Below are 14,098 nucleotides of genomic sequence, written 5' to 3'. Positions count from 1 at the left end.
CGAGGGAGAGCACAGTGCGACGGTTCGGCATCCACGGGGGGATTCCGCCACAGTCCTGGTCATCCGGCAGCGGGGCTACCCACAGAGATGTGCCGCCCGGCCGGGATCGGGGTGTGTCCTCTCCAACAGCGCGGCGCATTCCGCGGCTACTGGCGGGGCTGGGGCTGATCACGACAGTGGTCGTCGGGCTCGGGTCCACTGCAGGCGCGGTGCCACCCCCGCCACCGAATCCGAGCGAGTCGGAACTCGACGCTGCAGGCGCCGCGGTGAGTTCGGGCGTCGACCGAATCGGGTCACTGATCGTGCAGATTGCAGACGCCGACCAGCAATTGACCGAACTCGACGCGCAGGTGGCGATCAAGCGCGAAGACGTCAACCGTGCACTCGTGGATCTCCAATCGGCTCGCGACGCCGCGGATGCGGCCGCGCAAGAGGTCGCCACCTCGGAACTGGCACTGCAGGATGCCGGAGCCCGGATCCGGCACGCGCAGGACGATTTCGACGACTTCGCACGCAGCAGCTACACGCAGGGGGTCAACGGCGCATCGCTCGCATCTTTTCTCTCGACGGACGGACCTGACGATCTTCTGGACCGAGCACAGGTGATGCGGCTGTTGTCCTCAGGCAGAACCGCGGTGCTGGAGGCCTTGGAGCGTGCCCGCGCCACCGAGGCCAACAGCAACTCCCGGGCCCGCGCGGCGAAGCTCGACGCCGACGCCGCCGCGACCGCTGCCGAACAACGCCGATCCGAGGCGGAAGCCGCCATTTCGACCGCTCGGGCGGCGCTCGAGGCGCAGACGAGCGAGAAACAACGCATCGAGCAGGAACGCGCACAGGCCCAGACCGCACTCGACCAGGCACGGACGAATGTCACAGGGCTCGAAGGGCAGCGCGCGGAGTATGTGGCGTGGGACGATCGTCGTCGCGCGGAGGAAGCTGCCGCATCGGCGGCCGCGCAGGTCGCTGCTCAGGCCGCATCCGAAGCAGCGGTGCGGGTGGCTGCGGACGCCGCCGCGCGAGCGCGTGCCGCAGAACTCTCGAACGGACAGCGGCCCCACACTCAGCTCGACATCCCGGCGCCGACAGTGACTGCGCCCAGCGAGACGGAAGTCGCCGAGACCGAACCGACCGAATCCGACGGCACCGGAACCGAGTCCGACGACACGGACGCCGGCACTGGAACAGACGCCGACACCGGCATCGACGAGTCCGACGACGTCGGCGAGTGGACGAACCCCGACCCCGCCGACGAAACGGGTCCGTCGACACCTCGCCAGTCCAGCCCTCGCTCGTCCCCACGCACAACCCAGCGTCCGACACTGACCGGGGCTGCTGCCGTCGAAACGGTGATCGACCGAGGGCTCTCGCAGATCGGTGTGCCCTACGCGTGGGGTGGCGGTGACGAGACCGGCCCCACCCGAGGAATCCGGGACGGTGGTGTCGCCGACAGCTACGGCGACTACAACAAAGTCGGCTTCGACTGTTCCGGACTGATGATCTATGCGTTCGCAGGAATCGGCGTCTCCCTCCCGCACTACACCGGGTACCAATACACCGCTGGTACACAGGTCCCCGCCTCGGAGATGAAACGCGGAGACATGATTTTCTACGGACCGAACGCAAGCCAGCACGTAGGTCTGTATCTCGGCGACGACACCATGCTCGAGGCGCCGCAGTCGGGTGCGCACGTGAAGATCTCGCCGGTACGCTGGGACGGCATGACACCGTATGTGGTGCGCATGGTGTCGTGACGGCAACGCGACGCACGTCGCGCAGGGGTGACGACACGGAATACCGGTACCTGCAATAGTGGTGCCGGCAGGTGTTTCCAGCGGAGCGACAGGCGAAAGCGGTGGATTGTTGGTGACCTCACGCGAGGGTGGGACGTCGGGGACTGCAGGGTCGAACGACAAGAGCGATTCGACCGTCCAGAAGAGCGGCGAGCGTAACAACGCGGCGAATGCCCCGGCGGGGAACGCGCCTGCGGCGAACAGTGCAGTGAACACGACGAAGGCACAGCAGCCGGCCCCGCTGCGCAACGACGGCCCGAAACCCGACGGACGGAACCGAGACGGGCAGGGCGCGGCGACAGCTGTCGACCCTGCACAGGAAGTCCGGCTCCTCGAACGGGCCATCTACGAGGTCAAGCGGGTCATCGTCGGACAGGATCTGCTCGTCGAGCGAATGCTCGTCGGCGTCCTCGCGCGCGGCCACGTATTGCTCGAAGGCGTACCCGGGGTGGCCAAGACCCTTGCGGTGGAAACCTTCGCCAAGGTCGTCGGCGGTTCGTTCTCCCGCGTGCAGTTCACCCCCGACCTCGTCCCGACCGACCTGGTCGGCACCCGGATCTACCGGCAGGGTCGTGAAGAGTTCGACACCGAACTCGGCCCGGTCGTCGCGAATTTCGTCCTGGCCGACGAAATCAACCGCGCCCCCGCGAAGGTGCAGTCCGCGCTGCTCGAGGTGATGGCCGAGCGGCACGTGACCATCGGTGGGAAGACCTTCCCGATGCCCGACCCCTTCCTCGTCATGGCAACCCAGAACCCGATCGAGAACGAGGGCGTCTACCCCCTCCCGGAAGCGCAGCGCGACCGGTTCCTGTTCAAGGTTCTCGTCGACTACCCGACCGTCGAGGAAGAGCGGGAAATCGTCTACCGCATGGGTGTCGCCGCGCCTGAGCCCAAGCAGATCCTCGGCAGCGACGAACTGATCCGCCTGCAGAAGGTCGCAAGCCGCGTGTTCGTGCACCATGCGCTCGTCGACTACGTGGTGCGAGTGATCTTCGCGACCCGTGCGCCCGCCGAAGTCGGCCTCGATGATGTGCAGGGCTGGATCGCCTACGGCGCATCACCCCGCGCGACGCTCGGCATCATCTCCGCTGCCCGTGCCCTCGCACTGGTACGCGGACGTGACTACGTCATTCCTCAGGACATCGTCGATGTCATCCCCGACGTGCTCCGCCACCGGTTGGTGCTGTCCTACGATGCGCTCGCCGACGACGTCTCGCCGGATCACATCATCGGCCGGATTCTGCAGACCGTCGGGCTGCCGCAGGTCGCGCCTCTCGCGTCGGCTCCGCAGCCGGCACGTGCCGGCGCGCCCTCCACCGCACCCGAGGCGGGTGCGGCGCCCCGGTGAGTGAACGCGCCCCCGGGTCGCCGCCGACGTTCCGTGCCGGTCAATTGCGTGAACCCGAGCTGACCGCCGCGCTGCGCACGCTGGAATTGACGGTCCGGCGCCGCCTCGACGGCGTTCTGCACGGGGATCACCTCGGTCTGATTCCCGGCCCCGGATCCGAGCCCGGCGACGCCCGCGAATATCAGCCCGGCGACGACGTCCGGCAGATGGACTGGTCGGTCACCGCCCGCACCACCCACCCGCACGTCCGCCAGACCGTCGCCGATCGTGAACTCGAGACCTGGCTGGCGCTCGACCTGTCGGCCAGCCTCGATTTCGGTACCGGAAGCTGCGAGAAACGCGACCTCGCCATCGCTTCGGTCGCTGCGATCGCCTATCTCACCGGGGGCGGCGGAAACCGCATCGGTGCTGTGGTGTCCAACGGCCGCGACTTCGTACGCATGCCTGCCCGCGGTGGGCGTCTGCACGCACAGTCGATGCTGCGAACGATCGCCACCACCCCGCACCCTCCGGACGGCACCCGCGGCGATCTGCGCGGAGTCATCGATTCACTTCGACGGCCCCAGCGCCGCCGCGGACTCATCGTGGTCATCAGCGATTTCCTCGGACCCATCGATTGGGAGCGACCGCTTCGGGCCCTGTCCGGTCGGCACGACGTACTCGCCGTGGAGGTCCTCGACCCGCGAGATCTCGAACTCCCCGATCTCGGCGACGTGGTACTGCACGATCCGGAGACCGGCCGGACTCGCGAATTCACCACCACCGCGCAACTGCGGGCCGACTTCGCGCAGGCGGCATCCGACCACCGCGCCGCAGTGGAACAGGCGCTGCGCCGGTGTGGCGCACCCCGATTGAGCCTGCGCACGGACCGTGACTGGATCGGCGATGTGGTCCGCTTCGTCGCGTCCCGCAGGCACAGCATCGGCGCAGGACAGGGGCGACGATGAGCTTTTCCGGTTTCGCCTCCCCGTGGTGGCTGCTGTTCTTGGTCGTTGTCGCGGCACTCGCCGTCGGATACGTCCTCGTGCAACGCCGCCGGCTCGCCCACACCCTCCGGTTCACCAATTTCGAACTGCTCGAAAAGGTCGCACCCGACAGGCCGGGACGCGCGCGGCACATCCCGGTTGCACTGTTGCTCGTCGGACTGACGTTGCTGACCGTCGCGCTGGCCGGGCCCACTTCGGAGCAGCGTGTTCCCCGCAACCGCGCGACGGTGGTCCTCGCGATCGACGTGTCGCTGTCGATGGAAGCCACCGACGTCGCTCCATCCCGATTGGCGGCGGCACAGGAAGCGGCCAAGTCGTTCGCCGACGATCTCACCCCGGGCATCAACCTCGGGCTCGTCGCCTTCTCCGGTACGGCGTCGGTCCTCGTCTCACCTACCACCAACAGGGAGGCGACGAAGACCGCGATCGACCACCTTCAACTGAGCGAACGCACTGCGACCGGCGAAGCGATCTTCACCTCGATGCAATCCATCGAGACCCTCGCTGCGGTCCTCGGCGGCGGCGACCAGGCACCGCCCGCCCGCATCGTCCTGTTGTCCGATGGAAAGCAGACGGTGCCCGAAAGCCCGGACGATCCCCGCGGCGGCTTCACCGCGGCCCGCCAGGCAGCCGAGAAGGGCATCCCGGTGTCCACCATTTCGTTCGGGACCCAGTACGGCAGCGTGACGATCGAAGACGAACAGATCCCGGTCCCCGTCGACGACCCGTCGCTCGAGGAGATAGCCGAGTTGTCCGGCGGCAGCTTCTTTGCAGCATCGAGCCTCGAAGAACTCGAGGGGGCCTACGACACCCTCGAAGAGCAGATCGGATTCGAGACCACCCGCGGCGACGCCAGCCGTCCGTGGCTGATGCTCGGTGTCTTCGCTGTCGCCGGGGGGCTGATCGCCGCCATGGTGCTCCGTCAGCGGCTGCCTTGACGCCCGTTGTGGCACCAGCGGTGTCTTTTCGAAACTCGAGTCCCTACCAGATAGGTTTGTCGGCATGACTGACGCAACCAGCGCCACGCCGTCGCGGCACGTGACCACCCCCCGTTCGGTCCTCGTCACCGGAGGAAACCGGGGCATCGGCCTTGCCGTTGCCCGCCGCCTCCAGGCGGACGGACACAAGGTCGCCGTCACCCACCGCGGATCCGGCGTGCCCGAAGACCTGTTCGGCGTCGTCTGCGATGTCACGGACAGCGACTCCGTCGACCGCGCATACACCGAGGTCGAAGAACACCAGGGGCCGGTCGAGGTACTGGTCGCCAATGCAGGAATCACCGACGACACCCTGCTGATGCGCATGACCGAAGACCAGTTCACGAACGTCCTCGATGCGAACCTCACCGGCGCGTTCCGGTGCGCCAAACGAGCCAACCGCGCGATGCTGCGGGCGCGCTGGGGACGGATGATCTTCCTCGGTTCCGTTGTCGGCATGGCCGGTCAGGCAGGCCAGATCAACTATGCATCCTCGAAGGCCGGCGTCATCGGCCTGGCACGCTCGGTGACCCGTGAGCTCGGCTCGCGGTCGATCACCGCCAACGTCGTCGCCCCCGGCTTCGTCGAGACCGATATGACCGCCGATCTGTCCGACGACATGCGCGACATGGCGAAGAAGTTCATCCCGCTGCAGCGACTCGGCAAACCCGAGGACATCGCCGCGGTGGTCAGCTTCCTCGCCTCGGACGACTCCGCCTACGTCTCCGGCGCGGTGATCCCCGTCGACGGCGGTATGGGCATGGGCCACTAGCAGCCCGCCAACCGGACCACAACCGAAACTCACTGGAGGATCGACACACTCATGGGCGGACTGCTCGAAGGCAAGACCATTCTCGTCACCGGCATCATCACCGATGCCTCGATCGCGTTCCACACGGCGAAGGTCGCGCAGGAACAGGGCGCGAAAGTGATCATCACCGGATTCGACCGGCTCCGGCTGATCGACCGCATCGCGCAGCGGCTGCCGCAGCCGGTGCCGCCCGCCGTCGAACTCGACGTGCAGAACCCCGAGCACCTCGAGGGCCTGGCCGACAAGATCCGTGAACTCGCTCCCGAAGGTCTCGACGGTGTCGTGCACTCGATCGGCTTCGCGCCGCGCTCGTGCCTGGGAAGCCCGTTCCTCGACGCTCCCTGGTCGGACGTCGCGGTGGCCGTGGAGGTGTCCGCGTACTCGTACGCCGCGCTCGCCAAGGCCGTCCTGCCCGTGATGAACGACGGTGGCTCCATCGTCGGAATGGACTTCGACCCCGCCCGCGCCGTCCCGTTCTACAACTGGATGGGTGTCTCCAAGGCCACCCTCGAATCCGTCAACCGATACGTGGCGAAGGAAGTCGGCTCGCGCGGCATCCGCTCGAATCTGGTGTCTGCCGGCCCGATCAAGACCCTCGCTGCAAAGGCGATCGCCGGAGATGCCACCGGGCCCGGAGCCGAGATGAACAAGCTCAACGACGGTTGGGCGGCCGCGTCGCCGATCGGCTGGGACGTCGACGATCCGACTCCGGTCGCGAAGACCGTGTGCACCGTGCTGTCCGACTGGCTGCCCGGCACCACCGGATCCATCGTCTACGTCGACGGCGGCTTCCATTCCCAGGTCGGTTTCGGCGCCTGACAACCGGACGAGCAGAAGGGCCGAGTCGATGGGAAACACCTCCGAGCCGTACGACGCCTTGATGGTGCTGTCGTTCGGTGGTCCCGAGGGGCCCGACGATGTGCGTCCGTTCCTCGAGAACGTCACCCGAGGACGGGGCATCCCACCGGAACGCCTCGACGACGTCGCCCAGCACTACCTCCACTTCGGTGGTGTCTCGCCGATCAACGCGCTCAACCGCGCGATCATCGATGCTGTGCGCGCCGAACTCGACGCGCACAGCATCGACCTGCCGATCTACTTCGGCAACCGGAACTGGCACCCGATGATCGAGGACACCGTGGCGCAGATGCGTGACGACGGTGTGAAGAACGCCCTGGTGTTCGCCACGTCCGCGTGGGGAGGGTACTCGGGCTGCCGTCAGTACCACGAGGACATCGCCCGGGCCCGGGAAGCAGTGGAGAACGCTCCACGGCTGACCAAGTTGCGTCATTTCCACGACCACCCGTTGTTCATCGAAGCGGTAGCCGACTCGGTGCGGGCCGCCCGTACCGAACTGCCCGACGACGTGCGCGACACCGCACGGCTGGTGTACACCGCTCACTCCATCCCCACCGCCACCGACGCGGCAGGCGGTCCCGCAGAAGAGGGCGGATACCTCTACAGCAGGCAGGTGTCCGAGGCCGCGCGTCTCGTCGCGGAGGCCGTCGGAGTCGCCGAATACGACCTGGTGTGGCAGTCCCGTTCCGGGCCGCCGCAGGTACCGTGGCTCGAACCCGACATCGTCGACCACCTCGACAGCCTGCACGGGTCGGGAGTGACCGCCGTGATCGTCTCGCCCATCGGATTCGTCTCCGACCACCTCGAGGTGGTGTGGGACCTCGACACCGAGGCCCGCGAAAGAGCCGAGGAACTCGGGATGGCGTTCGTTCGGGCCGGCACTGCGGGAACGGATCCACGATTTGCGGAACTGGTCCGGGAACTGGTGCAGGAACAGATGGACTCGGCTTCGCCGAGACGCCGTGGCTCCGAACCATTGCTGGGTGTGGGTTGCGACGGGCGCTTGTGCGCGGTCGACTGTTGTGCACCGCCCCGCCGGCCGTCCCGACCGGCCGCCCACTGAATCTGTCCTTCGGCGCAGCACTATCGACTGGCCTCCGACCAGCCGAGTTCACCGCGTCAGATCTCCGTCAACTCGCGAAGGCCGGCGGTGACACACACGGACACCGTGTACCGGCCCGGCGCGGCGATGTCCGTTTCTCATCTGCCCGTCGCCCGGTCACTCCTGTGCCAGCTTTCCAACGTTGCGGTCACTGCTGTCAGACGCGCGGTGCGCACCGTCGTCCACAACGGACGCAACGCCTCCTCGCGCATGGACACTGCAGACGCCGAACCGGCCTGGAGGTCCCGGCCTCCGGACGCCACGGTGAGGATCGCTGCGACCTGATCGGCCGAATCGAGAATTCGGACGGCCCGCGCCGGCAGGTGGTCCGGATACCGGTGGCGGGCCTGCTCGGCCACGGCGTCGGCGATCTCGGCACGCGGGTCGGTGCGCCGGCCGTCGAGGCCGACGGTTCGGATGCCGGTGAGGGTCTCCGCCGCACCGCGGACAGCTTCCCGCAGCGTGAACTCGGCCTCACCGAGGCCCGGACAGGCAGACGGCTCTGGAAGCTCGGGTACAGCGAAAACGTTCCAGCGGAGCACATCCGGTCCCTCGACGACCGGCACCAGTCCGAGTCCGGGGGCGCCTGGGACGCCCACCAGCACACCCTGTCCACCCGCGAGCGCCGCCCTCGCGAAGGTGGTTCCGGTCGGCAGACCCTGCACATCACCGGGCGCCGGAAGGACCAATCGGATCCCCGAACCATCCGTCGGGGCGGCCCGGCGGATGACAGCCGACAACGTAGCGGCGCCGACGACAGGTTCGAGGGTCACCCCCGAGGCCACGGATGCGGGTTCGTCGTGCGCTGCCACCAACTGCAGCGGTGCCCACACCTGAAGTGCGTCGATCATGTCGTCGATGGACGTGTGGCCGGAGAGCCACGACCCGCCCCACAGTGTCAGGGTCAGACTCGGAGAACTCACCGAAGCAGCATACGGCGACGGCGGGCGGAGACGCTCGGCGTGGCGGCAGCACCCCCCGTCGGCGATGTCCTAACGTGGAACGGCGTGAGCCCACGCGACATGTACGGCGGCGACATCTTCGCCGGCCACGCCCGCACGAAGAAGAAGCCTGTCCCGGAACTGCCCGCCGACCGCGGTGTGGTCGTCGAGGACGCAGCGACGGGATGGTGCGGAGCGATCGTAGGGTTCGAGAAGACCTACGACGGAGACTTCGTCAGACTCGAGGACGGGCAAGGACGGACGCGTCTTTTCGCAATGCGCCCGGCCGCGTTCCTTGCCGACGGTGCGCCCGTCACCCTAGTGCGGCCCAAGGCTCGTCCTGCTGCCCGACCCGCGGTGTCGGCGTCCGGATCGACGCGCGTGGAGGGATTGCGGGCGCGCGTGGCTCGGGGAAGTCGCATCTGGGTGGAGGGCGTGCACGACGCTGCGCTCGTCGAGCGGGTGTGGGGGCACGACCTGCGCGTCGAAGGGGTCGTCGTCGAGCAACTCGAGGGACTCGACAATCTCGGTGCCCGGCTTGCGGAGTTCGACCCGGGGCCGGGTCGGCGCGTGGGTGTCCTCGCCGATCACCTCGTCACCGGCTCCAAGGAAGAACGACTCACCACGAATCTCGGCCCGCACGTGATGGTCACCGGTCACCCGTACATCGACGTGTGGCAGGCCGTGAAGCCGAAAGCCCTCGGAATCCGTGCCTGGCCCACCATCCCACGTGGTGAGGACTGGAAGACGGGCGTGTGCCGCGAACTCGACTGGGGTACCCCGCAGGACGGCTGGCGGCGTGTCTACTCGGCGGTGAACTCGTTCCGGGACCTCGAGTCGAACCTCATCGGTGCGGTCGAACGGCTCGTCGATTTCGTCACCGAACCCGGGGAGGGCTGAAAGCCCGGCCCGCTCCACGGCAGCACCAACTCGCACGGATGCCGTGAGGTGCTGTCCTGAGCGTCGATTTCGTTCGCGCACAACCTTTCCGGGTTGCGTGCGGGTACCGGTGACGATCCACTGCTCGACCGGCTCGCCGGTGCGGTGCCGCCGAAATGGACCGGGCCCGCCGGGATCCGAACCGCTCCTACCAGCGCCGCTGCTGGCATGTCCGTTTTGTGGTTCGATGGGGGCTGTGGCGGCGTTGATATGGCTGATCGTAGGAGTGGCTCTGGCCGCGGGTGAAGCGCTGACCGGGGACTTCGCGTTGCTCATGCTCGGGGGAGCCGCACTCGTAACCGCCGGCGTCTCGGCAGCGACCGACTTCCCGGTGTGGGCCGACGCGATCGTGTTCGGAGCAGCGTCACTACTGCTGTTGCTGGGGGTACGGCCTGCGCTCCGCCGCCGGTATGCCACGCCGCCCGCCTTGCCGACCGGAATAGAGGCGCTTCCGGGAAAACCCGCTGTGGTTCTGGAGCAGGTCGACGAGAGGTCGGGCCGCGTGAAGATCGACGGCGATATCTGGACCGCGCGGGCGCTCGACGCGACCGAAGTGTACGAACCCGGCACGACCGTGACAGTGATGCAGATCGACGGTGCTACTGCCGTCGTATGGAGGGGTGTGTAGAGGATGGAAGCGTTGATCGTGCTCGCCGTGGTGGTGGCACTGGTCGTGTTGGTCGTAGCAAAATCGGTGTCGCTGGTGCCGCAGGCCGAGGCGGCGGTGATCGAACGACTCGGCCGGTACTACCGAACGGCGTCGGGTCAGCTGACCTTCCTCGTGCCCTTCGTCGACCGGATCCGGGCGAAGGTGGATCTCCGTGAGCGGGTCGTGTCCTTCCCGCCGCAGCCGGTGATCACCCAGGACAACCTGACGTTGAGCATCGACACGGTTGTGTACTTCCAGGTCACCAATCCGCAGGCCGCGGTCTACGAGATCAGCAACTACATCGCCGCTGTCGAACAGCTGACCGTGACCACCCTGCGCAACGTGGTCGGCGGGATGACCCTCGAAGAGACCTTGACCTCGCGCGATTCGATCAACGGACAGCTTCGCGGGGTGCTGGACGAGGCCACCGGCCGGTGGGGGCTGCGGGTCGCCCGCGTCGAACTCAAGAGCATCGATCCGCCGCCGTCGATCCAGGAATCGATGGAGAAGCAGATGAAAGCGGACCGCGAGAAGCGCGCGATGATCCTTACCGCCGAGGGTCACCGCGAAGCCGCGATCAAGACCGCCGAGGGTGACAAGCAGTCCCGCATTCTGTCGGCGGAAGGCGCCAAGCAAGGGGCGATCCTCGAGGCAGAAGCCGATCGGCAGTCGCGGATCCTGCGTGCCCAGGGCGACCGCGCGGCCAGCTATCTGGAGGCGCAGGGCCAGGCGAAGGCGATCGAGAAGGTGTTCGCGGCGATCAAGGCAGGTAAACCGACACCCGAACTGCTTGCCTACCAGTACCTGCAGACCCTGCCGGAGATGGCGCAGGGCGACGCGAACAAGGTGTGGCTGCTGCCCAGCGATTTCGGCGATGCCCTCAAGGGGTTCGCGAAGAACCTCGGTGCGCCCGGCAGCGACGGCGTGTTCCGGTTCGAGCCGAGCCCGGTCGAGGAGGATCTGCAGCGTCCCGAGGACGACTCGGCGGAGGTCGAGGACTGGTTCACCACCAAGAGCGACCCGGCCGTGGCGAAGGCCGTCGCCGAAGCAGAGGCGGTCGCGCGCAAGCCGGTCGATCCCGATGTGCCCGGATCGGCTCCGCGGCACCAGGCAGGCGAAACCGCAGGTACGCCGCCGCAGGCATTGCCGCAGTCACAGCCTGCGCAAGGCGGGTGGATGCCCACCGGCGAGTCGGAGCGGGTAGCGGATCCCCAGCAGTACCCGCCCCAACAGTAGTAGCGCTTCCACCGGTACCCGTCGCGGCCCGCACATCCGATGTGCGGGCCGCGACGTTGTCATGCCGCCGATCCGACTTGCGCTGCGGGAATCTTCCTGCGGCGCCGGCGACCGGTCGCGAGCGGGAGCGTCATCGCCGCGATGATCATCCCGGCGCCGAGGGTGGCGAGGAGTGAGATCGATTCGCCGAACGCCAGGGCCCCGAGAATCAACGCGACCACGACTTCGAGATACGACAACCCCGACAGTTCCGCGGCCCGCAGATGCTTGCCCGCGATGACCAGCAGACCCAGCGCGAGCAGACCGCACACGACGAAGAAGCCGGCGGCCCACGCCCAGTTCGTGGCGGTCATCCCCGTCATATCCGGGCGGGTGACCACGACCATCGCGGCGGTGGCGACGGCGCCGAACGTGAAGTTCCAGAAACTGCGAACGTCGGCGGGCATGTCGGAGCGATACCGGTAGCACAGCAGCGCCAGACCGTAGAAGAGGCCCGACGCGACACCGAGCACCGTGCCCAGGGTCTCGTGGTCGGACCCTGCCGGCGGGGCACCGCCGATCAGTCCGGCGGCCAGCAGCATCCCGGCGAACGCGGTGACCAGCGACAGCGCGTCCAGACGCGTGATCGATTCCTTGAGGAGGACCCTGGCCAGCACCGTTGCGATGAGCGGACCGAGATAGTGCAGAACAACGGCCCGCGACAGATCGGTGAGCAGTGTGGAAGACAGATACGTGGCCAGCGAGAGGCCGAGGAACACGCCGCCGAGCACGATCGACGGGGACAGCCGCGTGCGGCGGATTGCGCCGAGTCGGCGCGAGAAGACGATCAGCAGCATCATGCCCAGGGCGCCGACGAGCATACGGCCGAGTGTCAGGGCCTCGCCGAGCGCGGCGCCGGGTGGGGTGGCCATGCGACCGAACAATCCTGCGGCGCCCATCGCGGTCGCGGAGATCACGATCGCCGCGATGCCGAGTCGTCGATTCGGGCTCGGCCGCGACGGCGGGGGAGTGGACGACGGTGTGACGAGGGACGGAACAGGCTGGACGCGCAGGGGCGCGCCGACGGTCAGAGCCACGGAACTTCCTCCGGACAGGGTGCTTCACGCACCGGGGACGGTGGTTCCCCGCTCTGTCATCGGACCTGAGAGCTTTCACGGATCCTGTCGGATCCGCCTACACCGTCGGTGAGCCCCGAAGGACTGCTTTCCAGAGTTGCCTCGCGTGCGGCGGTCTGTGGGCCTGAGAGATTCCCGGGAGGTTGCTCCTTCGGCGCCCGCAGATGCGGGACTCTCCCGCCGCAGTTCAATGGCATATTCAGTTGCGCCTGCAAGTATGCCAGTCCGGCTGTGTCGGTGAGAACTCAAGTGATCAAGGCGTGGCCGACCCCACATGCCGCGGCCGCCCACAACACACTCGTCGACGTACCGATGATGAACTGCTCGGATGCCTGCGGTTCGCGCAGTTCCGGATACCGGGCCAGGCCCTTGACCGCCATGATGATCGCGATGCCTTCCGGCCAGCCGGCCAGGATCGATGCGGCGACTGCGCCGCGTTCGAGCACGCCGATCACCCGGCCGCCGCGCAGAGGTCCCGGTGGCGGTGTCGGGGTCGGTCCCGCGTCGGGTTGCCGCCGGGCGATCCGGAATGCGACGAGCACGGCCGGTCCGCCGCCGGTGATGGCAACGATGGTGGTGAGGGTGAGCGTCGCCCCGAGCGCGAAACCCTGAGCGGGATCGGTGGCGGCAGCGGTGAGCGCCGCGGCGCCGAGCGAGAGTGCGGTGACCGCCGCCCCGACCCACACCGGAAGACGCGGGATCAACGACAGTGCCGGCGCGACGGCTGCGACAGTGAGGAGCACCAGGGAGGCGACAGTCAACGGTCGGCCCTTTCGAGGAGTCGGCGCAGCAACAGACGGCCGGCGAGTTCGGCCTGCCACCCGGCAGTGAGCAGGCGCTGGGACACGGCCTGTTTACTGATGCCGAGTTCGGTGGCGATCTCGGATTGGGACAGTCCGGCGCGCGCAAGCGAGACGGCTTCGACACCCTGATCGGTGCGGCGCACCACGATCGTCGCGAGGAGAGTCAGGGCTGCATCGACGTCGGCTGCCGAATCTGCATCGGTGCCGTCGGCAGCGATTCGGCCCGGCGCATTCTTGGCGCGTTCGACGGCGGTGCGGGCGTGCTCGAATGCGGGACCGCGACCGGCTCGGGTCTGGGCGGGAAGCGGTGTTTCGACGGGGCCGATCCCGATGCCGACACTCCAGTTGTCCCGCTCGAGCAGATCCAATACGAGATCGATCACCGTGCCGGAGTCGTCGGCCACGGCCTGGACTTCGTCGCCGGCGGTGCGTTCGAACTTGCGGAGCAGTGGAGCGTCGCGGAGTTCGACGAGCAGATCTGCGACGCGATCGATGTCGCGGCGACTGCCGCGTTGGTCGACCGTCAACACGTACATAGAACAA

At 67.7% G+C, this 14,098-nt stretch carries 14 protein-coding genes and 1 riboswitch; of the genes, 10 read left to right on the top strand and 4 right to left on the bottom strand.

Translation table 11 applies throughout. The features are described from left to right. Positions 1–113: 113 nt before the first annotated feature. The 7 genes from HCA61_RS23170 to HCA61_RS23140 all read left to right on the top strand — a co-directional run bounded on the left by HCA61_RS23170 (position 114) and on the right by HCA61_RS23140 (position 7,833). The gene (locus HCA61_RS23170) at positions 114–1,751 is read left to right on the top strand and encodes an NlpC/P60 family protein (protein ID WP_247274640.1); all 1,638 of its coding nucleotides are present in this window, start codon (positions 114–116) and stop codon (positions 1,749–1,751) included. Between the two features lie 112 nt (positions 1,752–1,863). Next, positions 1,864–3,138, top strand: coding sequence for a MoxR family ATPase (locus tag HCA61_RS23165; RefSeq protein ID WP_247274639.1), 1,275 nt, complete (start codon positions 1,864–1,866; stop codon positions 3,136–3,138). Next, positions 3,135–4,085 (top strand): DUF58 domain-containing protein, encoded by a 951-nt coding sequence (locus HCA61_RS23160; protein ID WP_169690538.1) that lies wholly within the window; start codon positions 3,135–3,137, stop codon positions 4,083–4,085. The genes HCA61_RS23165 and HCA61_RS23160 overlap by 4 nt, the downstream gene beginning before the upstream one ends. Next, positions 4,082–5,062, top strand: a complete 981-nt coding sequence (locus tag HCA61_RS23155) for a VWA domain-containing protein (protein WP_169690537.1) — start codon at positions 4,082–4,084, stop codon at positions 5,060–5,062. The genes HCA61_RS23160 and HCA61_RS23155 overlap by 4 nt, the downstream gene beginning before the upstream one ends. A gap of 64 nt (positions 5,063–5,126) precedes the next feature. Then, a complete protein-coding gene (fabG1, locus tag HCA61_RS23150; protein WP_169690536.1) occupies positions 5,127–5,873 on the top strand; it encodes a 3-oxoacyl-ACP reductase FabG1 in 747 nt (248 codons plus the stop codon). Between the two features lie 51 nt (positions 5,874–5,924). Next, entirely contained in the window at positions 5,925–6,731 is an 807-nt protein-coding gene (inhA, locus tag HCA61_RS23145) for an NADH-dependent enoyl-ACP reductase InhA (protein WP_169690535.1), read from the top strand. 28 nt (positions 6,732–6,759) lie between these two features. Then, on the top strand, positions 6,760–7,833 hold the full coding sequence (locus HCA61_RS23140; protein ID WP_169690534.1) for a ferrochelatase: 1,074 nt from the start codon (positions 6,760–6,762) through the stop codon (positions 7,831–7,833). Between the two features lie 137 nt (positions 7,834–7,970). Here HCA61_RS23140 and HCA61_RS23135 read toward each other — a convergent pair whose 3' ends face one another. Then, positions 7,971–8,795 (bottom strand): hypothetical protein, encoded by an 825-nt coding sequence (locus HCA61_RS23135; protein ID WP_169690533.1) that lies wholly within the window; start codon positions 8,793–8,795, stop codon positions 7,971–7,973. Between the two features lie 99 nt (positions 8,796–8,894). Between HCA61_RS23135 and HCA61_RS23130 the strand changes: the two genes are divergently transcribed. The 3 genes from HCA61_RS23130 (at position 8,895) to HCA61_RS23120 (ending at position 11,637) form a co-directional block, all read left to right on the top strand. Next, complete coding sequence (locus tag HCA61_RS23130) at positions 8,895–9,713, top strand: DUF3097 domain-containing protein (protein WP_169690625.1); 819 nt, start codon at positions 8,895–8,897, stop codon at positions 9,711–9,713. Between the two features lie 226 nt (positions 9,714–9,939). Further along, on the top strand, positions 9,940–10,380 hold the full coding sequence (locus HCA61_RS23125) for an NfeD family protein (protein WP_169690532.1): 441 nt from the start codon (positions 9,940–9,942) through the stop codon (positions 10,378–10,380). A gap of 3 nt (positions 10,381–10,383) precedes the next feature. Next, positions 10,384–11,637, top strand: a complete 1,254-nt coding sequence (locus HCA61_RS23120) for an SPFH domain-containing protein (protein ID WP_169690531.1) — start codon at positions 10,384–10,386, stop codon at positions 11,635–11,637. A gap of 59 nt (positions 11,638–11,696) precedes the next feature. Here the strand turns inward: HCA61_RS23120 and HCA61_RS23115 are convergent, their stop codons facing one another. The 3 genes from HCA61_RS23115 to HCA61_RS23105 all read right to left on the bottom strand — a co-directional run bounded on the left by HCA61_RS23115 (position 11,697) and on the right by HCA61_RS23105 (position 14,091). Then, entirely contained in the window at positions 11,697–12,713 is a 1,017-nt protein-coding gene (locus tag HCA61_RS23115; RefSeq protein WP_346777634.1) for a DMT family transporter, read from the bottom strand. Positions 12,714–12,854: 141 nt separating this feature from the next. Continuing rightward, a riboswitch (glycine riboswitch) is annotated at positions 12,855–12,942 on the bottom strand. 55 nt (positions 12,943–12,997) lie between these two features. Continuing rightward, on the bottom strand, positions 12,998–13,513 hold the full coding sequence (locus HCA61_RS23110; RefSeq protein ID WP_169690530.1) for a hypothetical protein: 516 nt from the start codon (positions 13,511–13,513) through the stop codon (positions 12,998–13,000). Continuing rightward, positions 13,510–14,091 carry a hypothetical protein gene (locus tag HCA61_RS23105; protein ID WP_169690529.1) on the bottom strand — a complete coding sequence of 194 codons (582 nt, stop codon included), beginning with the start codon at positions 14,089–14,091 and terminating at the stop codon, positions 13,510–13,512. The genes HCA61_RS23110 and HCA61_RS23105 overlap by 4 nt, the downstream gene beginning before the upstream one ends. Positions 14,092–14,098: the final 7 nt, after the last annotated feature.

The sequence above is a fragment of the Rhodococcus sp. HNM0563 genome (assembly GCF_012726195.1).
Lineage (GTDB): Bacteria > Actinomycetota > Actinomycetes > Mycobacteriales > Mycobacteriaceae > Rhodococcus.
Note: the sequence above shows the minus strand (reverse complement) of the source record. Positions and strands in the feature narration are given on the sequence as shown.